The organism is Chryseobacterium sp. FR048 (assembly GCF_056844665.1).
Genome location: NZ_JBXDSE010000005.1, coordinates 108,763 through 133,603, shown reverse-complemented (window position 1 = coordinate 133,603; position 24,841 = coordinate 108,763). Strand labels below are relative to the sequence as shown.

Below are 24,841 nucleotides of genomic sequence, written 5' to 3'. Positions count from 1 at the left end.
GAGAATATAAATTTTATATTTGCAACCAAAATAAATTCTAACTAAATTACCGTTTAGAAAGTAGAGGGTAATTGTATAAGATCAAAAAAATAAATATCCGTTATGAAACAAATTATCAACACAGTTAATGCTCCTGCAGCAATCGGGCCTTATTCACAAGCTAATATGGCCAACGGAGTTTTGTATATCTCCGGACAGATTCCTGTAGATCCTGCAACTGGTAAACTGGTAGAAGGAATTGAAAAGGAAACGCATCAGGTAATGAAAAACCTTGAAGCGATTCTTACAGAAGCTGGAATGACTTTTAAAAATGTTGTAAAGGCTACGATTTTCCTTAAGAACATGGATGATTTTGCGGTGATGAACGATATTTATGCATCTTATCTGGATGCGGAAAGCTATCCTGCACGTGAGACGGTACAGGTTTCTTGTCTGCCCAAAAATGTGGATATCGAAATTTCTATGATTGCACATCAGGATTAATGAATTTTATAAGAAATACAATTGCGGTGCTTGTAGGCCTTGGTATAGCAGGGCTTATTATTACTCTTGGTATAAGGGCTTTTCCGCAATGGGTTACTTTTGAAGCTTTCGCTCCGTTTGAGCATTGGCAAAGGTTTCTTTTCAGTATGAAAGATGATAAGGCATTCTTTGGGTTCCTGTTGTTTATTTCCGGATTAGGAACAACAATCGGGGGTGTGGCTACAGCCATTATCGTAAAATATGCCAAAGTTGCCTATGCTATTCTTATAGGTTTTATTATGCTCTTTATTGCGATGTTGGATGTGATCATATTTCCTTACCATCCTACATTTTATAAGATCTCCATCTTCCTTACCTTCTTTCCGTTTTCATGGATCGGCGGTAAAATTGTAGAAGTGATCTATGAGCGGAACAAAAAGAAAAGCATTTCAGAAAAAATGAATAAGCCTAAATAAAAAAAAATAAAAAACGCTGCAGATGTCTGCAGCGTTTTTTTGTTGATATGATCAACTATTGTTTTGTCTTATGATTAAGGCATCTTGAATCCTTTGGTATACATTCTTCCGTAGTCATCCACAAATTTTACCTGTACATTCCCCTGATACTTATCCAGGATCTTTTCAATATCTTTCTGTGAGTTGACAGGCTTGCCGTTAACTTCAATGATGATATAGTTGTCTACAATTCCGATTTTGGCCATTTCGCTGCCTTCAGAAACGTTTTTAGCAACGACACCACTGTTCAGTCCATATTCTGTTTTGAACCTTTCTGTAAGCGGATCAAATTCAGCTCCGATTTTTTCAGTTACGCTAAGGTCAGCTTTCGTTTTGGTAGAAGTTCCTCCTTTCTGGTCTCTAAGCGTTACGGTAGTTGTATTTTCTTTACCGTCTCTCAGGTAAGTTACCTGAACTTTATCACCAGGACGCTTGCTTCCGATAGACATAGACAGATCAGCGAAGTCTGTTACTGCATAGTTGTCAACTTTAGTGATGATGTCACCTTTTTTCAGACCTGCATCTTCAGCACCGCTCTTTTCTCCGAATCCGGTAATATAGATTCCTGAACCTACTTTAAGATTCGTCTTGAATTGTCTGTTGTATCCTAAAACCTGCTGATCGTTTGAAAGGTCTAATGATGAAACACCTAAGAATCCTCTCTGTACAATTCCGAATTTCTTGATGTCTTCAACAATCTTTCTTGCCAGGTTGGCCGGTACAGCAAATCCATATCCTTGGTAGTATCCTGTAGTAGACTGGATTGCAGAGTTGATCCCGATCAGTTCTCCATTCGTGTTGACCAATGCACCTCCTGAGTTACCCGGGTTGATGGCAGCATCGGTCTGAATGAAGCTTTCAATTGGGTTAGCTGCTTTTCCCTGGCTTCCAAGGATTCCGATTCCTCTTCCTTTTGCAGAAACAATCCCTGCAGTTACTGTAGAATTAAGCCCAAGTGGGTTTCCTACTGCAAGTACCCATTGTCCTACTTCAATATTGTCTGAGTTGGCAAAATTTAAATAAGGAAGTCCTTTTTCTTCAATCTTCAATAAGGAAATATCCGTGTTAGGGTCAGTTCCTACCAAAGTAGCGATATATGACTTCTTATTGCTCAGTACTACTTCCAGTTTGTTGGCACCTGCCACCACGTGGTTGTTTGAGATAATATAGCCATCCGGCGAGATGATTACCCCTGAACCCATTCCCGAAGGCATATTGTCAGGAGTCTGCTGTTGCTGCTTCTGTCTCTGCTGGCCACCTCTTCCTCCGAAAGGATCTCCGAAGAAGAAATCAAACAGATCCTGTTCCGAAGCCCTGCTGGATGTTCTGCTTTGATAGTTTTTGATGGTAACTACAGCCGGAACGGTTGTTTTGGCTGCCTTTACAAAATCATCGCCCACTGCTCCCGTATTCATTCCTGCAAAGGATGTGTTGGGTGCTGATGTTGTGAAATAAGATTGATCTCCATTATTGGAGCCATGTCCGAAATATTGTATAGCTCCAACGGTAGTAGCTCCTGAGATAACTCCGACTACTGCAAATGGTAATAGTTTTTTTAAAGTACTCTTCATTTTATATCTTTCTTTGTTGTTTATTGTACTAATTTCTTTTCTATGTTTTTATGTAAACAAATTTAATGCTAAATAAGTAAGCAATTAGTATGCTATGTTTCAATTTTAACTAAAATTTAACGGCTATACTGTTAATTTATACATTATGTCATAATTGTTAACGGCATAGTTAACAAAACTTAAAAAAAACTTAAATGAAATTGTGACAGAATGTAGCTGTATAAATATACAAAGTATCTACCATTATCTCGGAGAGCTATTAATTTAAAAATTCTTACCTTTGCAAAAATATTTTTCTCACTTAAAACGTTTATAGCATGCAACTGTATAACACCTTAAGCGCAGAAGAAAGAGCTCGACTTATTGATGAAGCTGGTAAGGAACGCCTTACGTTATCTTTCTATGCGTACGCTAAAATTGAAGATCCCAAAAAATTTCGTGACGATTTATTCATAGCCTGGAACGCCCTTGATGCGCTTGGCCGTATTTACGTTGCCCACGAAGGTATTAATGCTCAGATGAGTGTTCCTGCCGATCAGTTTGAGGCTTTTCGAAACACACTGGAAGTGTACGATTTTATGAAAGGAATTCGTTTGAATGTAGCGGTTGAGCAAGACAATCACTCCTTTCTGAAGCTGACCATTAAAGTCAGACACAAAATTGTGGCTGACGGTCTGAACGATGAAACCTTTGATGTAACCAATAAAGGAGTTCACTTAAAAGCTCAGGAGTTTAATGATATGCTTGCTGATCCCAATACCATTGTAGTAGACTTTAGAAACCATTACGAAAGTGAAGTGGGACATTTTGAAGGCGCTATTACTCCTGATGTGGAAAACTTCAGAGAAAGTTTGCCGATTATCAATGATCAATTACAGGATTTCAAAGAAGATAAAAATCTTTTGATGTATTGTACCGGGGGAATCCGTTGTGAAAAAGCCAGTGCTTACTTTAAACATCAGGGATTTAAAAACGTTTTCCAGTTGGAAGGTGGAATCATTGAATATACCCGTCAGATAAAAGAGGAGGGGATAGAAAGTAAGTTCATCGGTAAAAACTTCGTGTTTGACCACAGATTGGGAGAAAGAATTACAGACGATATTATTGCGCAATGTCACCAATGTGGTAAGCCATGTGATAATCATACGAACTGTGCTAATGATGCCTGTCACCTATTGTTTATCCAATGTGACGAATGTAAAGCCGCAATGGAAAACACATGTTCTACAGAATGTCTGGAGACCATTCATTTGCCTTGGGAGGAACAGTTGAAACTGAGAAAGGGCTTACAGGTTGGAAACAAAGTTTTCAGAAAAGGAAAATCCGATGCTCTGAAATTTAAAAACTCAGGAGATTTAACAACAAAACCTTTGGCGCAGGCCACAAAACCTGAGACGAAGAATATCCGCCAGAAAATTTCCGTTAAAAAAGTATTGGTCGGAAAAGCAGAACACTATTATTCGAAATCAAAAATTGCCCAGTTTTTAATAGAAAGTAAAGAGCTTTCTATCGGGGATAAAGTATTGATTTCAGGTCCTACAACAGGAGATCAGGAAGTGATCATCACTGAAATGTATGCGAACGGTGGTCCTTGTGAAATTGCGAAAGCAGGAGATCAGATCACTTTTGAACTTCCGTTCAGAGTTCGTTTGTCTGATAAATTATATAAAATATTGCAAGCTGAAAACGCATAATTAATATGTTGAAAGCTGAGCTTAGAAAAAAATATATGCAAAAAAGAAAAGCCTTGTCTTCTGATGAGGCTTTCTTGTTATCCGGAAAGATTTTTGAAAATTTCATTACTTACTTTAAACCTCATACAGGGCAGAAGGTGCATATTTTTGTTCCTATTGAGAAGTTTAATGAGATCGATACTCAAATCTTCATTCAGTATTTTTTAGCGCAGAATATCCGGGTGTATGTGCCTAAGATTGTAGCAGATCAGCTTATAACGATTGAAATTTTCGAAGATACATTGTTTGAAACAAACAGCTGGGGAATCTCCGAGCCTGTTTCCAATGAAGAGTCCGGTGAGAATGATTTCCATTATATTATTACCCCACTTTTGTATTGTGATCATAAAGGAAATAGGGTAGGCTACGGAAAAGGGTTTTATGACGGTTTTTTCAAAAGCGTTTCACCAGAGGCAAAAAAAATCGGAGTCAATTACTTTGACTCCGATGAGTATATTGATGATGCCTGGGAAAATGATATTCCTCTAGACTATTTGGTAACCCCTACAGAGGTACTGTCTTTCTTCAGTGGCCTGGAGTAAAAATCCAGAAAGTAGAATTTAAATTCCTTTTTCATTTTGGAGGTTGACAGAAGAATGTATTGTGCATTTTTTTCAAAGCTTCCCAAAGATTTATTCTTATTGTCAAAATATTCCACATTGAACTTCGCGTAGTCCAGGGTGTCTTTTTTATAGAATTCTTTATAGACATTCAGGTTATTTACCTTTACAGACTTTACCTTCATGCTATCTAATTCCTTCAGCAACTTTTTAAAAGTTAAAGAATCAGGCTTATGGAAATAACTTTCCATCTGTGAATAGATCACAGTGTCTATTTCTGTGTTTCTGTTACCAGATAAATATAAAGTAGACAGATCAAGAAGTTCCTGAACTTTCTGTTTGGTGATGGAGTTGATGGCCTGCATGCTGTCCATTTGTACAGAAGGGTAGCTCTTGGTGTTATTGCTATTTCTGAGTTTTTCAAGGTCACTTACTTCTGTTTTTTTGTTACAGGCAACGAATAGAGTAAGGAGTATGGTGAGAAGTAAAAAATTATTTATTTTTTTCATCTGTAGTAGCAATTTTAAATTTAATGGAAACAATTTTACCGTTGTCTTTTTTCATTTCTATTACATTCAGGTTTTTCAATGATGTAGTAGGAGTAGTTACCAGGGTAATGTACTTCTGTTTGTCAAGTCGCTCTATACCATATGTATTATTGTCATAAACCTGATAGATCACTGCATTGTTGCTGATCAGGTTTTCCAGCTGATTTCTTTTTTGCTTCATAAGAGCCACTCTCTCTGCCGGATTACCTTGTTGTATATCCTTTATAGAGAAATAATAGACGGCCATTTTATAATCATCAGGTTTCAGTTCTATTTTTTCTTCTTCCGGAGCATTTTCCAGATTCCTGTTGACTTCCAATGGCTCGTAGAAAGGTGCACTAATGCGCATTTTCAGATTTTTATCCTTAGTAGAATAGTAAAAACACTCTCCCGGCTTTATTTTATACATCAGTGGCGATTCATTTTCCTTCACTACCATTATTTCCAATGTATTGATTACGGAAACTCCTCTGTCCTTATCTATAAAACAATATTTATAAGTTTTAGAAAAAAGAACATCCTTAAATCCTAAAAGTCCGGTAATGGCAATTAAAACTGAAGTGACAAGTGCCCAGGCGTTCTTTTTAAAGAAATTTTTCTTCGGCAAAGCCTGTGGAATTTCAATTTCTTTTTGTGAATTCTGATTTGAATTAACTGTTTGATTTTCAGTAGTTGATTTTTGTAAATCAGTGTTTTGACTAGGCTGAATTTCTACTTTTTGAGGCTGAATTTCGGTTTTTGGAAGTTCAGGAGCAGTAGCAACTGTTTTTTCCAGTTCATTGATTTCTTCTTCATCCAGATTTTCATTTTCCAGCAACAATTCTCCGGCAAAAAGATGCTGTTTCTTGAACTCATACCATGAGTCGTATCCTGCATAAATACTCAATAAATTGAGCATATCTATCCTTGGTAATTTAGTGACTGGTGAAGTTTTGAAATAGGTATAAAATGACTTTTCACTGATGTTTCCTTTTGCTTTTTTGCGAAGGTCTTCCTGGAAATATATAATGTCTATACCCTTCCACTTGGAAATATCATCCTGTGAAGGGGTATATTCTTTTAAGTATTGACCCTGAACGTCCTTTTTCAGCTGTTCAAAGTGTAATAGATCTAAATCTGTCAATTTTTCAGAAAATAATTAAATTATTGATTATCAGCTATGTTTTTTTGTAAAACTATTTTACAAAGGTATTACAATTATTTTTCATAGACAAATTTTCTAAGTGCTCTACCTTTGTCTTGTTCAAATAACAGAACAGAAGAAAATTTTATAAAACAATATTAACAAAATTAAATTTAATTTATTATGAAAAAGTCATTATTCGTAGCTGCTATCGCTGCAATCTCTCTAGTTGCTTGTAAAAAAACTGAAGCTACTTCTACTGAAGGTACAACTGATTCTGCTGCTGCTAACGTAGCTGATTCTGCTGCTGTAGTTTCTGATTCTGCTGCTAAAGTTGTTGACTCTGCTGCAACTGCTGCTGTAGGTGCTACTAAAGATGCTGCTGCTGCTACAACTGCTGCTGGTGCTGAAGTTGCTAAAGATGCTGCTAAAGGTGCTGCTGACGCTGCTAAAGGTGCTGCTGATGCTGCTAAAGGAGCTGCTGACGCTGCTAAAGATGCTGCAAAAGACGCTGCTAAGAAATAATTTTAGCTTAAGCTTAAAAATAAAAGAACCGTTTCACCCAGTGAAACGGTTTTTTTGTGCTTAGTGATTGCGTGTTGAAAGCGAAGCAATCTTATTTTATCAGCTTGATTATAAAGTTCAAAAATTGCTTATCCCTTTTTCTGTCTCAATGATTCATAGCAGGTAATAGCTACAGCATTGCTCAGATTCAGGGAATCAATACTTCCAGCCATGGGAATGAGTGTGTTTTTTCCCTTTCCGATCCAGAAATCACTTAATCCAGAATGTTCAGTACCGAATAAGACTGCAGAACGCTGAGTAAAATCTCTCTTATAAAGGTCCTCAGCCGTTTCATCCATAAGGGTTGTATAGATATTGAACTGATTTTTCTGAAGGAATTCCAATGTTTCACTGTTCTCAGCCTGATAAACTTCCATTCCGAACAGGCAGCCTACACTGGATCTGATGACATTAGGGTTATAAAAATCTGTTTTTCCGTCCGCTACAATAAGGGCATCTACCCCAAATGCTTCGCAGCTTCTCAGAATAGCACCCAGATTACCCGGTTTTTCAACGCCCTCTACAATGAGTACTGTAGAGTTATCTTTGGGAATAAAAGAAGAAAGAGGAGTTTCTTTTGCTGTATATATTCCGATGATTCCCTCAGAACTTCCTCTGTAAGCGATCTTTTCATATACTTTTTCGCTCACATAATGAATTTTTCCGCCAGGAAGTGTTCCTTTAAATATATTTTCACAGATAAAGAATTCCACAGGTTCAAAATCATAGTGCAATGCCCTTTCATTTTCCTGTTGGCCTTCTACTACGAAAACTTTTGATTTTTTACGGAAACGGTTGTCAGTAAGGAGTTTAGTGACATTTTTTATTTTATCGTTTTGGAAACTTTCTATCAACATTCTGCAAAATTATGCAAAATTTATGATTGTACTTCCTTCAATGGCGTAAAAAGGTTTCTGAATAACTGGCCGTGATTGAGTATTTCACTTTTAAAACAGTTGGAAGTTTTTCACTTTAAAAGTGAAGCATTTTATACCTGTGTTTTTGCCTTTTCCGGAGATACGAGTAAAAATATATTTCCGATCAATAGAAACAGGCAGCTTGAAATCCACAGGAAATAACCCGTGCCGTAACCTGTTATGGGAAATTTATGCCCTGCTTCGTTTACTGTAATTTCTCCTACAGAAAGATAACAGAAAGTAAGAGCAAGTGCTATGAAACTGATGAATGCTGAAATTTTAACCTGCTTTACCAGAAGTAAAAAAGCAGCAATAAAAAGCAGAGGGTTAGCCAGCCATGCTTTTCCGCCACCTTCCATTTCTGCCCATCCTAAAAGAAAACAGGCCAGACCACTCATTTCATGATCTTTTGCATAGACGGCGGTGAAAGGGAGTGAACTTAAGAAGAGAACAAGGCTTACCAATAGGATGATATTTGATCTTTTCATGGCATTTCAATTTTTATTCTATTAAATTACTATTGTCAATAAGACTTGGAGGCAGATCTTTTTTGTTCTTGATCCCCAATGATTTCAGTTTCTGAGTCTGAATCACAAGGTTGTCATTTCCGGTATGAAGCTGTTTGTAAGCATCATTGAAAACATTTTTAGCCTGGTCGAGATTTCGTCCTACCTTTTCCAGATTTTCCACAAAACTTACAAACTTATCATACAGTTTTGCCCCTCTATCCGCAATTTCCATAGAATTTCGGTTCTGATATTCTCGCTTCCATAGATCAGCAATCAGTTTCAGGGAAGTGATCAGATTACTTGGATTAAGCAACAGAATTCTTTTTTCATAAGCAAAGTTCCAAAGATTGGGGTCTGCCTGCATGGCCGCAATATAAGCCGGTTCACTTGGGATGAACATCATCACGAAGTCCATCGATTTATCATAATCATCATAAGCCTTCTGACTTAACTGCGAAATGTGGTTTTTGATAGATCCCAGGTGTTGGCTAAGTTTTATGGCGTATACATCAGGATCATTTTCGTCAACAAGGTCAGTGAAAGCAGTCAGAGATACTTTGGAATCAATGATCACATTTCTTTCGTCAGGATATTTTATAACAGCATCCGGACGCATTTTTTTACCGGAAAACTCTGAAAATAAAGCATTGTTATCTTCATCGCGAAGTTCGTGTTCCAGAAAATATTCCCTTCCTTTCACCAGTCCGGATTTTTCAAGAATACTTTCCAGAATCATTTCACCCCAGTTTCCCTGGGTTTTGCTTTCTCCTTTTAAAGCTCTGGTAAGTTTTTTGGCATCATCGGAGATCTGTTGGTTGAGCTCTGCAAGTTCTTTTACCTTTTCGGCCAGAGAAAAACGTTCTTTATTTTCCTTTTCGTAAGCCTCATTGACTTTGTTTTTCAGATCTGCAATTTTCTCCTGAAACGGATCGAGAATGTTTTTTAGATTATTCTGATTTAAAGCGGTAAACTTTTCCGTTTTTTCCTCAAGAATTTTATTGGCCAGATTTTCAAACTGAAGTTTTGATTCTTCCTGTATTTTGAGAATTTCTTCCTTTTGGGTATCCAAAGATTTCTGGAGACTTTCATTTTTTGCTGAAAGTTCAGAGTTTTTAGCAAAAAGAACCTGCTTTTCAATGATATGGGTGTCAATCTGGGAACTTTGTCTGGTGCTGATTTGTTTTAATTCCTGAAACTGAGTATTCAGTGAACTGTGTTCGGCTGATATTTTTGAAAACTCATTTTTAAGATCATCCAGTAAATCCTGCTGTAGGGTATTGGATTCTTTTTCTCTGTTGATGTTTTCCTGGAGGTCCCGGATCTTCAGATTTGAATTTTCAAAATCAGATTTGTTTCTTATAAAAAGAGCATTCAATTCATCATAAGAACTTCTTGAAACCATTGATGACTTAAGTGCAAAGTATAAAATAACGGCTCCCAATATTCCGCCGGCCATACATCCGATAAGTAAATATATCATCTCCATCTTTCAAAATTATGAAAAAAGGCTGGAAGAAGGAAGAGGGATGTTGGAAGTTATTTCCAGGCAGCTAAGAATGGACTATTTTCTTAAAATTAATTTCAATGCTTTTAATAAGGTAAATAAAATTGGGAAAAAATTACTTTATAAAATTCTATTACCCCTCTCTTCCAGCCTCCAGCTTCCTTTCTTAATTAGATTACTTATATTTATACGAAATTTCAGAAGAATATGAATATTTTGTTGGTAGAAGATGATCAGAGAATCAGCAATTTTCTGGTGAAGGGACTTTCCGAAGCCGGATACAATATGACGCTGGCCGATTCAGGTGAAAGGGCAAGAGAACTTCTCCATATCTATGATTTTGATATTATTTTAATGGATATTATGCTTCCGGGACTGGATGGAATGCAGCTTACACAAATCATACGCTTTAAAGGGAATTATACGCCGATATTGGTTTTGAGTGCCCTGAACAGTCCGGATGATAAAATTAAAATGCTGGATCTGGGTGCCGATGATTATCTGTCGAAACCATTTCACTTTGAGGAGCTGATCTCAAGGATCAAAGCGTTGACAAGACGAAATAAGCTGAGCTATCAAAAAGAAGATCAATATTTGTCATGCGGTAATATCGTCATTGATACGGATCTTCATAAAGTCACTCAAAATGATAAGGAAATTGAATTTTCTCCTACAGAATACAAGCTTTTTACTTTCCTTATGGAGAATAAAAATAAAGTACTGAGCAGAACACAGATTTTGCATAAGGTCTGGGGAATCGATTTCGACAATACCACCAATGTAGTGGATGTGTATATTTCCTATGTCCGTAACAAAATTGATGAAACCGAACAAAAATATATTCATACGGTAAAGGGGACAGGATATTTAATTAAAGACTGAAAATGACTCTCAGAAGCAGGTTTACTCTGATCTCTAGCCTTTCATTCGGCATCGTTTCTATCATCACATCTGCGGTGATATTCTTTGCCTATTATGACAGTACCAAGATTTTTTATTTTGAAAAGCTGAGAAATACGGCGCTTATTTCTGCCATTTATTATCTTGAAAAAGACGAGCTTCCGAAAGACAGACATGCACAAATCAAAAAAGAATACAATCATCTTATCCAGAACAACAGGGTAGCTGTTTACAATAAGAACAATGAGGTAACCTTCGGGCAGAACCTGAAAGATGAAAATATAAAACTTTCTCACTTACAAACGGCCAGAAATAATAAAGGAGTACAATTTATGTCTGATAATCAGTTCTACTATGGGATTTTTTATCCGGATAATCAGGGAGACTTTGTCGTTTTTGTAAAATCCCCAAATGATTCGTTTCAGTCACAGATCCTGAGACTTTCCATTATCATGCTTTCCGTTCTTGTGCTGGGGTTGCTGGCTATTTATTTCCTGAGCAGGTATCTTTCCAATATTGTGTATAAACCTATCTCCAATGTGGTTAAAAGAATCAACACTGTTGATTACAACAATATTTCTACGGCTATTACTTCAACCAATACCAATGATGAGATCGAAGAACTGATCAGGTCTTACAATAAACTGCTGGGAAGAATCTCTGAAAATGTTTTGCTGCAGCAGAACTTTATCAATTATGTTTCCCATGAATTTAAAACTCCTTTGGCGGCCATCTCCGGAAATCTTGAGGTTTTTGCCCAAAAGGACAGGACGCCTGAAGAATATCGCGAAGTAGCAAAAGATTCACTGGAGAATGTGTATGAAATTGAGAATATCCTCAACAATCTTCTGCTGATGTCCGGAATGACCAAGCTTGAATCTTCCCACCAACAGGTAAGAGTAGACGAACTGATCTGGAAGATTTATGAAAAACTGGAACCTAAAGCAAAAGAAAAACACTCAACAATCAAAATAGAGCTTCAGGTTACCCGGCCTGTTCTTTTAGAATTTCCGGGAAATGAAACGCTCTTGTATCTGGCATTATATAATATTGTAGAAAATGCGATTAAATATTCTTATGATAAACCTGTTGTAATCACCCTGTCAGAAAAAGAAAACCAATTATCTATAGAAGTAAAAGACGAAGGAAGAGGAATTCCTCCGGATGATCTTGTCAAGATTTCAGAAACATTCTACAGAGGGAAAAATGTAGATGCCATCAAAGGAAGCGGTATCGGGTTGTCACTGTCAAAAAGTATTTTTGATCATCATCAGATTGTCATGAAAATTGATTCTAAAATAAATGAGGGGACAGACGTTTTGCTTGTATTTCCGGCTCATGTTTAAGCCAAATGAATTGTCATCAACTTCCTGAAAATTCCACGGGTATTTCTAGATAATTTTTTCACATAGTATGTAGTATGAAATTGTGTTATTTGTGAATAACATTAGTACAATTCGTGTTAAAAATCAATAGAAGCAGGTTTCAACCCACTTAGAAAATACATTCAAAATCCTTCTACTTTAGCCAAAACATACCGATTACAATTTAGTTTTCCGTAATAAACCCCCATTCTAATCAAACTCTAATGTTGAACTAACCGAATTTTAATTTTGTTTAAAATTCCCTCTAATATTAGACAAATAGCTTTGTGGTCTTAAAATAAGAGACCTTGAAGAAGCTATTTTTTACCCTATTTTATATTCCTTGTTTCAGTTTCTTTTCTGCACAGATTTCAGATACCCTGAAAATTGACAGAAAGGAAGCTGAGACTATTTTTCTTGCTAAAAACCTTGACCTCATTGCTCAGAAACTTGAAATTTCGCAAGCTGAAGCAAGAGCTGTTCAGGCAAAATACTGGCCTAACCCGAAGTTGAGCATAAGTGAAGTCAACCTATGGAGAACTTATGATATTGAAGAGCAGCCTGCACTGATCGGAAACTGGGGCAAGAATACCCAGATTTCTGCAGAGATCGAGCAGGTAATCCAAACGGCAGGTAAGCGAAGAAAAAATATCGAACTGCAAAAGATAGAGGTAGAAGGAGAGAAATATGAATTGCAGGAAGTCCTGAGAGAGCTTAAAAAGACTTTGCGAAATACGATGACTGACATCCTGTACAATCAGGAGCAGCAAAAAATCTACCAGGGACAGATCGCTTCCATTGAGAAGTTAACAAAATCTTATCAGAACCAATTGAACCTTGGAAATATCAGCAAAGCAGAATATGTCCGCTTAAAGGCTCAGGAAATAGAGTTCAAAAAGAAACTGGTTTCATTAAAACAGGAAATTGAAGACCAGCAGGTAGAACTGAAAGCTTTGCTGATGCTTCCGTCAAGCACTTATCTGGTAATAGGAGATTCATTTACCATGCCGGAAAAACAACTTTCAGAATTAGAGATCATGCAATGGATGGAAAAGGCAAAGGAAAACCGTCCGGATATATTGATCTCAAAAAACAAAGAGAAACATGCGGCTAAGAATCTTGAAATTCAAAATGCAATGAAAACCCCGGATGTTGCAGTATCTATAGGGTATGACAGAGGGGGGAATATCATGAAAGATTTTATTGGATTGGGAGTTGCCGTTGATCTTCCCATTTTCGACCGGAATAAAGGAAATATTCAGGAGGCAAAACTTGAGATTGAAAAAAGCAAGATTGAAACACGAAAAAATATGCTGAAATCTGAGAATGAAATTGTCTCCGTTTTCAGAAACTATATCCGGACCCAAAAAGTGTCTGAGGAAATAGATGAACATTACGAATCTACACTGGATGGTCTGTTGGTAAGTCACGAAAAGAATTTCAGACTGAGAAACATAAGCATGCTGGAGTATATGGATTTTCTTGATGCCTATATTGGCAATAAAATGATCATACTGGATACGAAAAAAGAACTCAATCAATACTACGAAAACCTGCAGTATGTTGTAGGACAAGACTTATAAGATATGAACAAAAATACTACCCGATACATTGCAGTAATTTATCTGTCTGCCCTGGTAGCCTTTACTGGCTGTGCCGGAAAAAAAGAAAATAAAGAAGCGGAAAAAGGTTACTGTATCAGTAAAGAGCTTAAAAAAGATATTAAACTGGTAAAAGCAGAAATGCTTCCCATAGAAGAAAGTATCACACTGACCGGAGAAGTGGAAAGCAACTCAGACAAAACCGTACCCTTTGTAAGTCTTGTAGATGGAGTGGTGATCGATACGTATTTTTCTTTAGGAGATTATGTAAAAAAAGGACAGACACTGGCGAGTGTAAAAAGTACAGCTGTCAACGAAATGCAGGATGATACCCAGACTTTACAGGCTCAGCTGGCTGTGGCAAAAAGGAAGCTGGCTTCTGTAGAAGCGATGTATAAAGATGATATTGCTTCTCAGAAAGATCTTCAGGAAGCAAGATCAGAAGTGGCTATTCTGCAGTCTAATATTTCCAAAACGCAGAAGAATATGCAATTGTACTCAGCAGGGGGCAACACTATTCAGATCAAAGCTCCGGCAGACGGCTATGTGATTTCAAAGAATATTTCCAAAGGAATGCCGGTTACGGCGGGAGGTGATCAGCTCTTTACCATCTCCAATCTGGAGAAGGTGTGGGTAATGGCCAATGTCTATGCGACCAATATGCGACACGTTTATGTAGATCAGCCTGTAGTAGTAAAGACCTTAGCGTATCCTGATGACAGTTTTTCCGGAAAGATCAACATGATTTCTCAGGTCTTTAATGAAAATGAAAGAGTGCTGAAGGCTAAAATTATCATGGATAATAACGGAATGAAGCTAAGACCGGGAATGTCGGCAGATGTTGTCTTACCGATTAACTCACAGAATAAAACGGCGCTGGCTATTCCTGTTAAAGCATTGATCTTCGACAACAATCAGAGCTATGTGGTGGTGTATAAAAAAGACTGTGAACTTGAGATAAGACCGGTAACGGAAATTGCATCCAATAGCCGGTATATTTATGTAGAAGGAAACTTAAAACAAGGTGAACAGGTAATTGCATCAAATGGACTACTGATCTATGAAAACCTGAAAAATCAATTAAATAACTCCACCAAGTAATGCGAAAATTTGTACAGAATATAGTTTCCTTTTCGTTAAAAAACTCATTGATTGTTCTTTTAGGAACTTTTCTTTTGCTGGCAGGAGGAATCTATTCCTATATGCATACTCCTATTGAGGCTTTTCCGGATGTTACCAACACAAGGGTAAGAGTGATTACCCAATGGCCGGGAAGAAGTGCTGAGGAAATTGAAAAATTTGTCACCTTGCCGATTTCTAAAGAGATGAATGCCATCCCGAATAAAACGTCGGTAAGATCCATCTCTTTATTCGGGCTGTCAGTTGTTACCGTGATCTTTGATGATCATGTCAATGATTTTTATGCCCAGCAGTATGCATCCAATAAACTGGGAAATGTAAATCTCCCCAGTGGTGCAGAATACAGTATAGAACCTCCATCCGGAGCTACCGGTGAAATCTATCGGTATATTATTAAAAGCAAATTACCGATAAAAGAAGTTACGGCTATTCAGGATTGGGTAGTAGAGAGGGAGCTTTTGGCAGTTCCCGGAGTAGCGGATGTGGTAAGCTTTGGTGGTGAAGAGAAAATTTATGAAATAAAAATTAACCCTACAGAATTACAAAACTACGACCTTTCCCCCCTGGATGTGTATGAAGCAGTTTCGAAGAGTAATATTAATGTAGGCGGAGATGTGGTAGCAAAAGGTGATCAGGCTTATGTTGTGCGGGGGATTGGTCTTTTAGAGAAAAAAGATGATATTGAAAACATCAAAATTGAAGTCAAAGGTTCCACTCCTATTCTGGTAAAGCATGTTGCTGAAGTAAAAGTCTCGGCAAAGCCAAGATTAGGACAGGTAGGGTACAATAAAGAGAATGATGTAGTAGAAGGGATTGTGATCATGCTTCGTGGAGAGAATCCAAGTGAAGTGATCGCAAGGCTGAAAGACAGAATAGAACAGCTGAACGGAGGTGAATTGCCGGGTGATGTGCAGATTGTTCCGATTATTGACCGTACGGAATTGGTAAATACTACGGTGAATACAGTTTCTAAAAACCTGGTAGAAGGAGTTATTCTGGTTTCGATTATTGTATTTATCTTCCTGTACAACTGGAGAACAACCTTTATTGTTGCATCCGTTATACCATTGGCTTTCCTTTTTGCAATCATTATGCTGAAAATTCAGGGACTACCGGCCAACCTGATTTCTATGGGAGCTTTGGATTTTGGATTGTTGCTGGAAGGAACGCTGGTGATTGTTGAACATGTGTTTGTGGCGCTCGAACATAAGGCGAAGAAAATTGGTCTGCGGAGATTCAATAAAATATCAAAGCTTGGGATCATTAAGAGAAGTGCAGGAAGTGTTGCCAGTTATATTTTCTTCGCATTATTGATTCTGATTGTAGCATTGATGCCGATCTTCTCATTCCAGAAAGTTGAAGGTAAGATGTTCTCTCCATTGGCATTTACTTTAGGATATGCATTATTGGGATCATTGATTCTGAGTCTGACGTATGTTCCGGCGATGTGTAAACTTTTGCTGACGAAAAATATAGAAGAAAAAGAGAATTTTATCTCAAGATTCTTCAGGGTGAATATCTATAGAATCTATGAATTCAGTGACCGTCATAAAAAAGGATTTATCATTGGATTTATTGCATTGCTGGCCATTTGTGGATGGAGGTTTTCCAATTACGGATCAGAGTTTTTACCAAAATTAAACGAAGGCGCCATCTACGTAAGAGCAACTCTTCCAAACAGTGTCAATCTGGATGAATCCGTAAGGCTGACCAAGGAAATGAAAGAAATCTTAATGAAGTATGACGAAGTGAAATTTGTAATGACCCAGACCGGTCGTCCCAATGATGGAACCGATCCCACCGGATTTTTCAACATTGAATTTAATATCCAGCTGAAGCCGGAAAAAGACTGGAAGAAAAAAATCTCCAAAGAAGAACTTCTTGAAGAAATGAGAACCTCTCTCGAAAAATTTCCGGGTATCAACTTTGGATTCAGCCAACCAATACAGGATAATGTGGAAGAATATGTGGCCGGGGTGAAAGCACCTTTAGTGATCAAGATTTTCGGAAATAATCTGTTTGAGCTTGAAAATTATGCCAATCAGGTTGCTAATTCCATCAGAACGGTTCCGGGAATTTCAGATGTAAATGTATTTAAAAATATCGGTCTTCCGGAGCTCAGAATACAGCTTCATGATTCCAAAATGGCAAAATACGGTGTTTCAACAGCAGATGCTCAGGCCGTGATCGAAATGACCATCGGTGGCCAGGCTGCCACTAAATTCTATGAAGAAGAAAGGATGTTTGATGTGATGCTGAGATTTGAAAAACAATACCGTGATACCCCGGAAAAAATGGGGAATATTCTGATTCCTACTCAGGATAATAAAAAAGTTCCGTTGAAGGAAATTGCGACTATTGATTACCATACCGGGCCGTCATTTATTTACCGCGAAGGAAACAGCAGGTATATCGGAGTTGGATTTAATATTGAAGGTCGTGACCTGGGAAGTACGATCAAGGAAGCAAAAGAGAAAGTAGAAAAAGAAGTGAAACTTCCGAAAAGCCATAAAATGACCTGGGCAGGAGAATTTGAAAGCAAAGAGAGAGCGGCCAAACAGCTTGCCATGGTAGTACCCATTTCATTGGTTCTTATTCTGATGTTGTTGTATTTCAACTTTGGGAATGTAAAAGATACACTGATCTCTTCCATTACATTGGCATTTGCATTTATCGGAGGATTCTTATCCCTATGGTTTACAGGGACGATATTTGGAATTTCTGCCGGGATAGGATTCATTATTCTTTTTGGAGTGGCGACCATAGATGGTATCGTTCTTATTGGAGTGATGAAGGAAAACCTGCAAAACAGAATGTCTCTCAAAGAATCTATAGCAGAAGGTGTAAAGAGTAGGATCCGTCCGGTGGTGATGATTGCCCTGATGGGATCTATGGGACTTCTTCCGGCTGCGATGTCGAACGGAATGGGGTCAGAAATTCAGAAGCCTTTGGCTATTATGATTGTAGGTGGACTGATCATCTGTATGTTGCTGTCCTTTACAGTATTGCCAATTATTTTCCATTATGCCTATCGTAAAAAGCATAAGGAAACCCTATAGTTTCTTTTATTTTGTTCATTATGAGGCCGGGATCCGTGAGGAAGATCCCGGCCTTTTTGCTATGTTGTTTTGGGGGATTCTAAAATCTCAATATTCTTTACTATATCACTGCTTTCGCAATTTTTGAGTTTCTTTAAAAGGGTAGGGGTGAGGATTTTCGGATTCAATATTTGTGTGGCAACTTTTGCAGCGGCATAATCTACGATGCCAATCACCGATTCTCGTAAGAAAATGGGCGTGTTGGAAGCAATTACAGCAGTTGCCCAGGAAGTATCCCTTGCTTTGGAAATAGCAAAATCGAGTACAGCATTATCCTTTCCGTTGGCAAGCTGATCGATAAGGTTTACAGGGTAACATATTTTATTTAAAGAATCCTGAACATTCTGATTGATGGAAGCAATGACATTATTAATATTTTCAAAATCTGTCTTTAGTGGATTTATTTTCCGGTAGGGCATGATGGTGGCGGCAGAAATGCCAAGGTCCAGATTGATATGAGCATTCATACCCAGGAAAATGTGCTGCAGGATCAGCAGGTTTTTATTTTTAGTTGCTTCAAAAGCGATATACCAGGAATTGGAACATTTTTCCCCTTTGTGATAGCTTTCCCATGCCTGAAGGTATCTTTGTGCAAAAGCAATATCCAGCAAGGTCATTCTTGTTCCGTCTTCAAATTTCTTCTGCTGAATTCCTTTCAGTACCTGTGCGGTCATGATCCGGTAAGTACAGGCGAAATATCCTGCAGAACTTTTGTTTTCTTTACACCAGATGATGATTTCATCCAGTTTTTTAAGGACTTCTTCAATAGTTTTCATGGCGGGTTTTGTTTATTTAAAGATACTAAAAAAGTGAGCCGGAAAGCTCACCTTGTTTATTGTTTATCAGATGATGGGGTCGATGTTAATCGGATCAGGAAAAGGTTCAAGAACCAATGGTTTGCACATTGCTGCTGGTTGGCAAGTTCCTCCCATACAGACAAAATTAGTCATCGTGGTGGTGCCGTCAGGACATCTGATCATGCCTTCACCGTGGCATCCTCCCGGGCATTCTGGCAAATGTAAATACCCGCCAAATACATCTTTCAACTCTGTTCTTGAAAGTCTTGTTAAGTTCTTTTTCATGGTTTAATTTTTTTTGTTTAGTAAAATAATTTATTCTTAACACTCTTATAATTAAATAAGTAAGTTTAAAAACATTAAACTAAAATAGTAAATTATTCTATGATAATTGAATTAATTTATGATAAATGTTGAAAATAAGCGTTATATTTTTTGAAATGCCAAATAAGTTTAAAATAGAAAAAGGTCAATTGGACTTGAAATCTAACGATGAAATAGTTAGTGATGTGACTTCTGTTTATTTGTGTTTTAGGATCATGTCTGATCTGGCTGCCGTAAATAAATTTACTTCTTCAGGATTTTCAATGTTCTTTTTAAGGTAATATTACGGGTTTTCCTTTGTGATCTCTTCGTGATGTTTTAAATACAATGGTAAAGCAGCAGATCCATACCACGGGAAAATTTCATAACTAAAGACTCCGGCTTGTACAGCGGGATCTGTTTTTACCCATTGCTCAGCTTCTTCTTTAGACTTTGTATTGAAAATAAACATACCCCGGTAGTTCTCTTTATTCTTTTCGAGGAAAGGTCCGGCTACAACAATTTTACCTTCATCTGCCAGTTTTCCGATATTGGCCATGTGGCCTTTCATGAGTTCTCCCATTTTAGCTTTGTCATCAATTTTTGCAGAACCTGTTGTTAGCATGACAATAGTATAAGGTTTCATTCCATATTGATCAGCTCCTAAAGAAGTAGCAAGTTCCTGATTATATTTAGGTTTTTCTGTTTTCTTTTCCTGAGCGAAGGACAATGTTGATATAAGGAGGGATGCCGTTAGTAATATTCCTGATTTCATTTTGTTTGTTTTGATAAATATAGTAAAAGCTTATAGATTTTTTTAACTTGAATTTCTAATAATGATATAATAAAAAAAACCTCGATGATTACGAGGTTTTTTTATTATTGTTCCGATAAGATTACTAGTCTTTAATTCTCAAAAACTCCTTAGCCAGTTCAATCATTTTAGGATCACCGGTATATTTTCCATGTTCATCTGAAAGTTTTACTGTTGGAATCCATTCCTTATTAGGAGCCTGTACTCCGATCAGTTTCATCACGATATTCATAGGTTTCAATCCTACATCGTTGGTAAGGTTGGTTCCTATTCCGAAAGAGATCCCTATTTTTCCTCTGCAGTAGTTGGTGATTTCTTCCACTTTTTCAAGATTTAAAGCATCAGAGAAGATGATGTATTTAAACATTGGATTGATGCCGTTCTTCTGATAGTGAGCAATAGTTTTATCAGCAAACTCAAGAGCATCACCACTGTCATGGCGCACCCCATCAAAGAGTTTTGCGAATTTTTTGTCAAACTGCTGGAAGAAAACATCAGTAGTATAAGTATCTGAAAGAGCTACTCCGAGATCACCTCTGTATACATCTACCCAGTGTTCCAAAGCGAGTTCGTTGGCCATTTTGAATCCGTATTCTGCAGCATGGAACATAAACCATTCGTGCGCATGGGTTCCTATTGGTTTTACGCCATATTTCATAGCAAAATGTACATTTGAGCTTCCGATAAAAGTAGAATCTTTTTTCTGATTCAAAGCTTCCATCACCAGGTTTTGTACTTTATAAGAATGTCTTCTTCTGGTCCCGAATTCTGCAAAAGTAACACCCAGTCTGCCCAATGAATCTGCCTTTTCAAGCGTCTTGCTCATCACCACCTCATTAGAATCCCTTTCCATATGGTTCATTTCATAATGAAGCTCACTGATAAGGGCCAGCAAAGGAACTTCCCACAGAATCGTTCTGTACCAAAGCCCTTCTACCGTTACAGAAAGATCACCGCCTTCCTGATGAATCTTCACTTCAGAAGGATCATAATGATAACCTTCTAAAAAATCAAGATAAGGAAGGTCGATATAAGGACAGGTTTTTGCCATGAATTTCTTTTCATCCTTGGTAAGTTTAAGTTCTGCCATTTTATTGACCGCTTCTCTTAAAGCAGCATCAAAGCCTTCCGGAAAGTGGTGTTTTCCCCTGTTAATAAATTCGTATTTGACAATAGAACCAGGAAAAAGTTTTACCACTGCATTCTGCATGGTTATTTTATAAAAATCATTATCAAGAATGGAGTTCAGTCTTACGTCGTTCATAATATGTGTAATTTTAACGCAAATATAAAAATAAAAAATAAAATCGCCTAAATGTAAGGCGATTTTTTTGAAATATTTCAATGCTTTTGATGGACTTATTTCCCAAGATAAGAATTATACATCCAAACTTCTTTTTCCTGCTCGGTGATATAATCGCTCATCTGAGAGTTGGTACCTTCGTCACCTGCTTCATCAGTAATGTCTAAAAGTTCTCTCTGAAGGTCGATCACTACTTTGAAAGAGCTTAAGATCTGTTCTACACTTTTGGTGCCATCCGTTACTTCTTTGCTTTCTTTAATAGTGGCCACTTTTAAATAGTCAGAATAGTTATGAGCGGGAGTAGCTCCTAATGTCAGGATTCTTTCTGCAATTTCGTCAATCTTTAAAACCAGACTGTTGTACAACTCTTCAAACTTCGGGTGAAGGGTAAAGAACTGGTCTCCCTTGATGTTCCAGTGAGAGCCTCTGGTATTCTGATAGAATACGGAGTAATTCGCTAAAAGTACATTTAATTTTTCTGAAATCTTTTTACAATCAGCTTCTTTAAGGCCGATGATACTAGCATTTTTCATATGTATATATTTATTTTTCTGAAGTTTATCTTTTGTGTATTTCAAATTTACGAAATATCGTGCCGAACACCACCGGATGTCGATAGATGCTAACTATAAGGTGTTTTTTGAAAATAATTCAGATAAATTTGTTTAATATTGCAGATGATCAAGAGCTTTTTAACAACTGTGGCTTTATTTTTCGGGATAGGTCTGATCTATCTGTTGATGATGCTGTCCAAAACCGAAAATTATTTTACCTATATATTGGATGATGCTTATATTCATCTTGCCATAGCTAAAAATTTTGCACTGCATGGAGTTTGGGGAGTAACACCATATACTTTTTCTTCATCCTCTTCATCTCCTGTTTTTACTCTTATTCTGAGTGGTCTTATTTATATATTTGGAAATAATGAGCTGATTCCTTTGATCTTTAATGCGGTATGTATATTCTTTACCATTTACTTTCTGAATACCTATTATGCTCTATTTTACAGTAAAAATAAATCCATAGTAATAGCCAGCCTTTTTACATTGCTTTTTACATCGGTTCTTTTTCTTCTTTTTTCAGGGATGGAACATATGCTGCAGGTGACAGTTATAGTAATCAATATTCTTTCCTTTGAAAAATGGGTGAGGTCAGAATGGAACAACTCAAAAGCTGCCGGATGGTTTTTTCTTTCCCTTGCTTTGCTAGGGCTGATAAGATTTGAAAGCATGTTTTATTTTGTATCCCTTATTGTCATCGCCTTATTGCTGAAAAGAATAAAACTGGCTGCTCAGGTATTGATTTTCGGCTTTCTGCCAATCCTGATCTTTGGGTATTTTACCTATCAGCATACCGGTTATTTTTTTCCCAACTCAGTATTGATAAAAGGATTGAGATTTGATTTTTCAGGAAACTATGTCCCGCAAATAGTTGATATTATTTTATTCAAAATTGTATACAACCCATACTTCTATAATGCTGCTTTGTTTCCGTTGTTGATTTCCTTTGTTTTTATTGGGAGGGATCTTAAAAATAAATTGAGCTTTCAGGAATTAATCACTAAAAATTTCCTTCTCATAGTGTGGATCATTACTTTGCTGATGCACAGTATTTTCAGTCAGCTTAACAATTTCTACAGATATGAGGCTTATATATTGACGGGATTTGCCATGGCATTGGTTCCAAGGTTTAAGAACTTTGCCTTTTGGTCAAAACAAAACAGAATATTATCCGGTCTGGCTGTCTCCTCATTTGCTGCATTGATGTTGAAAATCGGGATGGTGAGTTTTTTAATTGTAACTGGCAGTAAAAATATCTATGAACAGCAGATACAGTCTGCAAGGTTTCTGGAAAAATATTACAAAGAATCTAAAGTTGTGGCGAATGATATAGGGGCAATCTGTTACTTTACAGATATTCATTTGTTTGATTTTGTAGGACTGGGATCAAAGGAAATTGTTCCTTTGAGAATGCGTAAAAATGAAACAGATGATGAGATTGAAGATTTTTTAACCGATTATCTTTCTAAGAATAGGTATCAACTGGCTATCGCTTATGAAGAATGGCTGGACGGGCATGTTCCGGAAAACTGGAAAAAAGTGGCCGAGTTAAAAATAAAAGGACGTAGTGCTGTGTTAGGAAAAAAACACCTGTTTATCTATGCTGTAGATCCTGCTATTTATTATTCCTTAAAAGAAAATGTGAGAAACTTTCAATGGAATAAGAATGTGGAAGTAAGGATTATTGACTAAGCTTCCTGAGAAAATATATAATAAGTAGTCTTACAAAAGTTTAAGTACTATTGTATTTTGAAGTGACGGATATGAATTCTAAAACAAGAGTGGGGAAGCTGGCGGTTTATTTCGCGTTTTGAATCAGAATACAAATTTCATAATTATTTAATATTCGTTTTTTTAAGAGCTGAAAAATCATTTTTTTAAGCTCTTTTCCGCATATATATTATACTTCTTTGATGGCCACAAAGAAACCTGTTTGTTTTTTGATGTAAGTATTTGATTTTAATTTTCATATAAGTATTTGCAGATTAAAAAAATATTCCTATTTTTGCACCCTAAAATAAAAAGCAATTAAATGCCTACTATTCAACAATTAGTAAGAAAAGGAAGAGCCACGCTTGCCAAGAAGAGCAAATCGGCTGCCCTTGATTCTTGTCCACAAAGACGTGGAGTATGTACGAGAGTATATACTACTACACCTAAGAAACCTAACTCTGCACTTAGAAAAGTTGCAAGGGTAAGACTTTCTAACGGTAAAGAAGTTAACGCCTATATCCCGGGCGAAGGACATAATCTTCAAGAGCACTCGATAGTATTGGTTAGAGGCGGAAGGGTGAAAGACCTACCGGGAGTACGTTACCACATCGTAAGAGGTGCATTAGACACAGCTGGTGTAAATGGAAGAACTCAGAGAAGATCTAAGTACGGAGCTAAGAGACCTAAACCAGGACAAGCTGCTGCAGCTCCTGCAAAAGGAAAGAAAAAATAATCATTAAATAAGGTACAGAAGCAATGAGAAAGACAAAAGCGAAAAAAAGACCGTTGTTACCAGATCCGAAATTTAATGATCAATTGGTAACGAGATTCGTAAACAACCTAATGCTAGACGGTAAGAAGTCTATCGCATTCAAAATTTTCTATGATGCATTAGACATCGTTGAAACTAAAAAAGGAGATAACGAAAAAACTGCACTTGAAATCTGGAAAGATGCACTTACAAATGTAATGCCTCACGTAGAAGTACGTTCTAGAAGAGTAGGTGGAGCTAACTTCCAAATCCCTATGCCAATCAGAGCTGATAGAAAAATTTCTATGGCAATGAAATGGTTAATTAGCTACTCTAAAAAGAGAAATGATAAGTCTATGGCTTTGAAATTAGCTAATGAAGTTGTAGCTGCTTCAAGAGAAGAAGGTGCAGCTTTCAAAAAGAAAACTGATACTCACAAAATGGCGGAAGCTAACAAAGCGTTTTCACACTTTAAATTCTAATCTGAA

Annotated in this window: 24 protein-coding genes; 13 read left to right on the top strand and 11 right to left on the bottom strand. The window is 37.1% G+C overall.

What is annotated here, in order from left to right; all coding sequences use genetic code 11:
- The first annotated feature begins 102 nt into the window (after positions 1-102).
- Positions 103-483 (top strand): RidA family protein, encoded by a 381-nt coding sequence (locus AC106K_RS15405; RefSeq protein WP_047096864.1) that lies wholly within the window; start codon positions 103-105, stop codon positions 481-483.
- Positions 483-938 (top strand): hypothetical protein, encoded by a 456-nt coding sequence (locus AC106K_RS15400; protein WP_047096863.1) that lies wholly within the window; start codon positions 483-485, stop codon positions 936-938. The genes AC106K_RS15405 and AC106K_RS15400 overlap by 1 nt, the downstream gene beginning before the upstream one ends.
- Before the next feature lie 74 nt (positions 939-1,012).
- On the opposite strand, the gene AC106K_RS15395 is transcribed toward AC106K_RS15400, so the two are convergent.
- Entirely contained in the window at positions 1,013-2,548 is a 1,536-nt protein-coding gene (locus AC106K_RS15395) for a trypsin-like peptidase domain-containing protein (protein ID WP_482446373.1), read from the bottom strand.
- A 317-nt stretch (positions 2,549-2,865) separates the two neighbouring features.
- On the opposite strand from AC106K_RS15395, the gene trhO reads away from it, so the two are divergent.
- Complete coding sequence (gene trhO / locus AC106K_RS15390) at positions 2,866-4,242, top strand: oxygen-dependent tRNA uridine(34) hydroxylase TrhO (RefSeq protein ID WP_482446372.1); 1,377 nt, start codon at positions 2,866-2,868, stop codon at positions 4,240-4,242.
- A 35-nt stretch (positions 4,243-4,277) separates the two neighbouring features.
- Positions 4,278-4,823: a 5-formyltetrahydrofolate cyclo-ligase gene (locus AC106K_RS15385; protein ID WP_482446371.1), complete on the top strand. Its 546-nt coding sequence runs from the start codon at positions 4,278-4,280 to the stop codon at positions 4,821-4,823.
- Here AC106K_RS15385 and AC106K_RS15380 read toward each other — a convergent pair.
- Together AC106K_RS15380 and AC106K_RS15375 are read right to left on the bottom strand one after the other, a co-directional pair.
- The gene (locus AC106K_RS15380) at positions 4,772-5,350 is read right to left on the bottom strand and encodes a hypothetical protein (RefSeq protein ID WP_482446370.1); all 579 of its coding nucleotides are present in this window, start codon (positions 5,348-5,350) and stop codon (positions 4,772-4,774) included. The two genes, AC106K_RS15385 and AC106K_RS15380, sit on opposite strands and share 52 nt — an antisense overlap.
- Positions 5,334-6,512, bottom strand: a complete 1,179-nt coding sequence (locus AC106K_RS15375; protein WP_482446369.1) for a hypothetical protein — start codon at positions 6,510-6,512, stop codon at positions 5,334-5,336. The genes AC106K_RS15380 and AC106K_RS15375 overlap by 17 nt, the downstream gene beginning before the upstream one ends.
- 183 nt (positions 6,513-6,695) lie before the next feature.
- On the opposite strand from AC106K_RS15375, the gene AC106K_RS15370 reads away from it, so the two are divergent.
- Complete coding sequence (locus AC106K_RS15370) at positions 6,696-7,037, top strand: hypothetical protein (RefSeq protein ID WP_047096857.1); 342 nt, start codon at positions 6,696-6,698, stop codon at positions 7,035-7,037.
- Between the two features lie 128 nt (positions 7,038-7,165).
- Here the strand turns inward: AC106K_RS15370 and AC106K_RS15365 are convergent, their stop codons facing one another.
- The 3 genes from AC106K_RS15365 to AC106K_RS15355 form a co-directional block, all read right to left on the bottom strand.
- Positions 7,166-7,933 carry a TrmH family RNA methyltransferase gene (locus AC106K_RS15365; protein ID WP_482446368.1) on the bottom strand — a complete coding sequence of 256 codons (768 nt, stop codon included), beginning with the start codon at positions 7,931-7,933 and terminating at the stop codon, positions 7,166-7,168.
- A gap of 131 nt (positions 7,934-8,064) precedes the next feature.
- Positions 8,065-8,481 (bottom strand): hypothetical protein, encoded by a 417-nt coding sequence (locus AC106K_RS15360; RefSeq protein ID WP_482446367.1) that lies wholly within the window; start codon positions 8,479-8,481, stop codon positions 8,065-8,067.
- 13 nt (positions 8,482-8,494) lie between these two features.
- Positions 8,495-9,988: a DNA recombination protein RmuC gene (locus AC106K_RS15355; RefSeq protein ID WP_482446366.1), complete on the bottom strand. Its 1,494-nt coding sequence runs from the start codon at positions 9,986-9,988 to the stop codon at positions 8,495-8,497.
- Between the two features lie 225 nt (positions 9,989-10,213).
- Between AC106K_RS15355 and AC106K_RS15350 the strand changes: the two genes are divergently transcribed.
- The 5 genes from AC106K_RS15350 (at position 10,214) to AC106K_RS15330 (ending at position 18,070) form a co-directional block, all read left to right on the top strand.
- Positions 10,214-10,888 (top strand): response regulator transcription factor, encoded by a 675-nt coding sequence (locus AC106K_RS15350; protein WP_482446365.1) that lies wholly within the window; start codon positions 10,214-10,216, stop codon positions 10,886-10,888.
- Between the two features lie 2 nt (positions 10,889-10,890).
- Positions 10,891-12,252, top strand: a complete 1,362-nt coding sequence (locus AC106K_RS15345) for a sensor histidine kinase (RefSeq protein WP_482446364.1) — start codon at positions 10,891-10,893, stop codon at positions 12,250-12,252.
- 326 nt (positions 12,253-12,578) lie between these two features.
- On the top strand, positions 12,579-13,853 hold the full coding sequence (locus tag AC106K_RS15340; protein WP_482446363.1) for a TolC family protein: 1,275 nt from the start codon (positions 12,579-12,581) through the stop codon (positions 13,851-13,853).
- A 3-nt stretch (positions 13,854-13,856) separates the two neighbouring features.
- Positions 13,857-14,972 (top strand): efflux RND transporter periplasmic adaptor subunit, encoded by a 1,116-nt coding sequence (locus tag AC106K_RS15335; protein WP_482446362.1) that lies wholly within the window; start codon positions 13,857-13,859, stop codon positions 14,970-14,972.
- The gene (locus tag AC106K_RS15330) at positions 14,972-18,070 is read left to right on the top strand and encodes an efflux RND transporter permease subunit (RefSeq protein ID WP_482446361.1); all 3,099 of its coding nucleotides are present in this window, start codon (positions 14,972-14,974) and stop codon (positions 18,068-18,070) included. The genes AC106K_RS15335 and AC106K_RS15330 overlap by 1 nt, the downstream gene beginning before the upstream one ends.
- A 59-nt stretch (positions 18,071-18,129) precedes the next feature.
- Here AC106K_RS15330 and AC106K_RS15325 read toward each other — a convergent pair whose 3' ends face one another.
- The 5 genes from AC106K_RS15325 to AC106K_RS15305 form a co-directional block, all read right to left on the bottom strand.
- Positions 18,130-18,885, bottom strand: a complete 756-nt coding sequence (locus AC106K_RS15325) for a DUF5995 family protein (RefSeq protein WP_482446360.1) — start codon at positions 18,883-18,885, stop codon at positions 18,130-18,132.
- Positions 18,886-18,951: 66 nt separating this feature from the next.
- On the bottom strand, positions 18,952-19,191 hold the full coding sequence (locus AC106K_RS15320) for a hypothetical protein (RefSeq protein WP_482446359.1): 240 nt from the start codon (positions 19,189-19,191) through the stop codon (positions 18,952-18,954).
- A gap of 322 nt (positions 19,192-19,513) precedes the next feature.
- Positions 19,514-19,984, bottom strand: coding sequence for a YciI family protein (locus tag AC106K_RS15315; RefSeq protein ID WP_482446358.1), 471 nt, complete (start codon positions 19,982-19,984; stop codon positions 19,514-19,516).
- A gap of 124 nt (positions 19,985-20,108) precedes the next feature.
- On the bottom strand, positions 20,109-21,287 hold the full coding sequence (gene pncB, locus AC106K_RS15310) for a nicotinate phosphoribosyltransferase (RefSeq protein ID WP_047096846.1): 1,179 nt from the start codon (positions 21,285-21,287) through the stop codon (positions 20,109-20,111).
- Between the two features lie 95 nt (positions 21,288-21,382).
- Positions 21,383-21,859, bottom strand: coding sequence for a Dps family protein (locus AC106K_RS15305; protein WP_047096845.1), 477 nt, complete (start codon positions 21,857-21,859; stop codon positions 21,383-21,385).
- Between the two features lie 144 nt (positions 21,860-22,003).
- Between AC106K_RS15305 and AC106K_RS15300 the strand changes: the two genes are divergently transcribed.
- The 3 genes from AC106K_RS15300 (at position 22,004) to rpsG (ending at position 24,835) form a co-directional block, all read left to right on the top strand.
- Entirely contained in the window at positions 22,004-23,581 is a 1,578-nt protein-coding gene (locus AC106K_RS15300) for a hypothetical protein (protein ID WP_482446357.1), read from the top strand.
- A gap of 340 nt (positions 23,582-23,921) precedes the next feature.
- Positions 23,922-24,335 (top strand): 30S ribosomal protein S12, encoded by a 414-nt coding sequence (rpsL, locus tag AC106K_RS15295; protein WP_002983146.1) that lies wholly within the window; start codon positions 23,922-23,924, stop codon positions 24,333-24,335.
- A gap of 23 nt (positions 24,336-24,358) precedes the next feature.
- The gene (gene rpsG / locus AC106K_RS15290) at positions 24,359-24,835 is read left to right on the top strand and encodes a 30S ribosomal protein S7 (RefSeq protein ID WP_047096843.1); all 477 of its coding nucleotides are present in this window, start codon (positions 24,359-24,361) and stop codon (positions 24,833-24,835) included.
- Positions 24,836-24,841 lie beyond the last annotated feature (6 nt).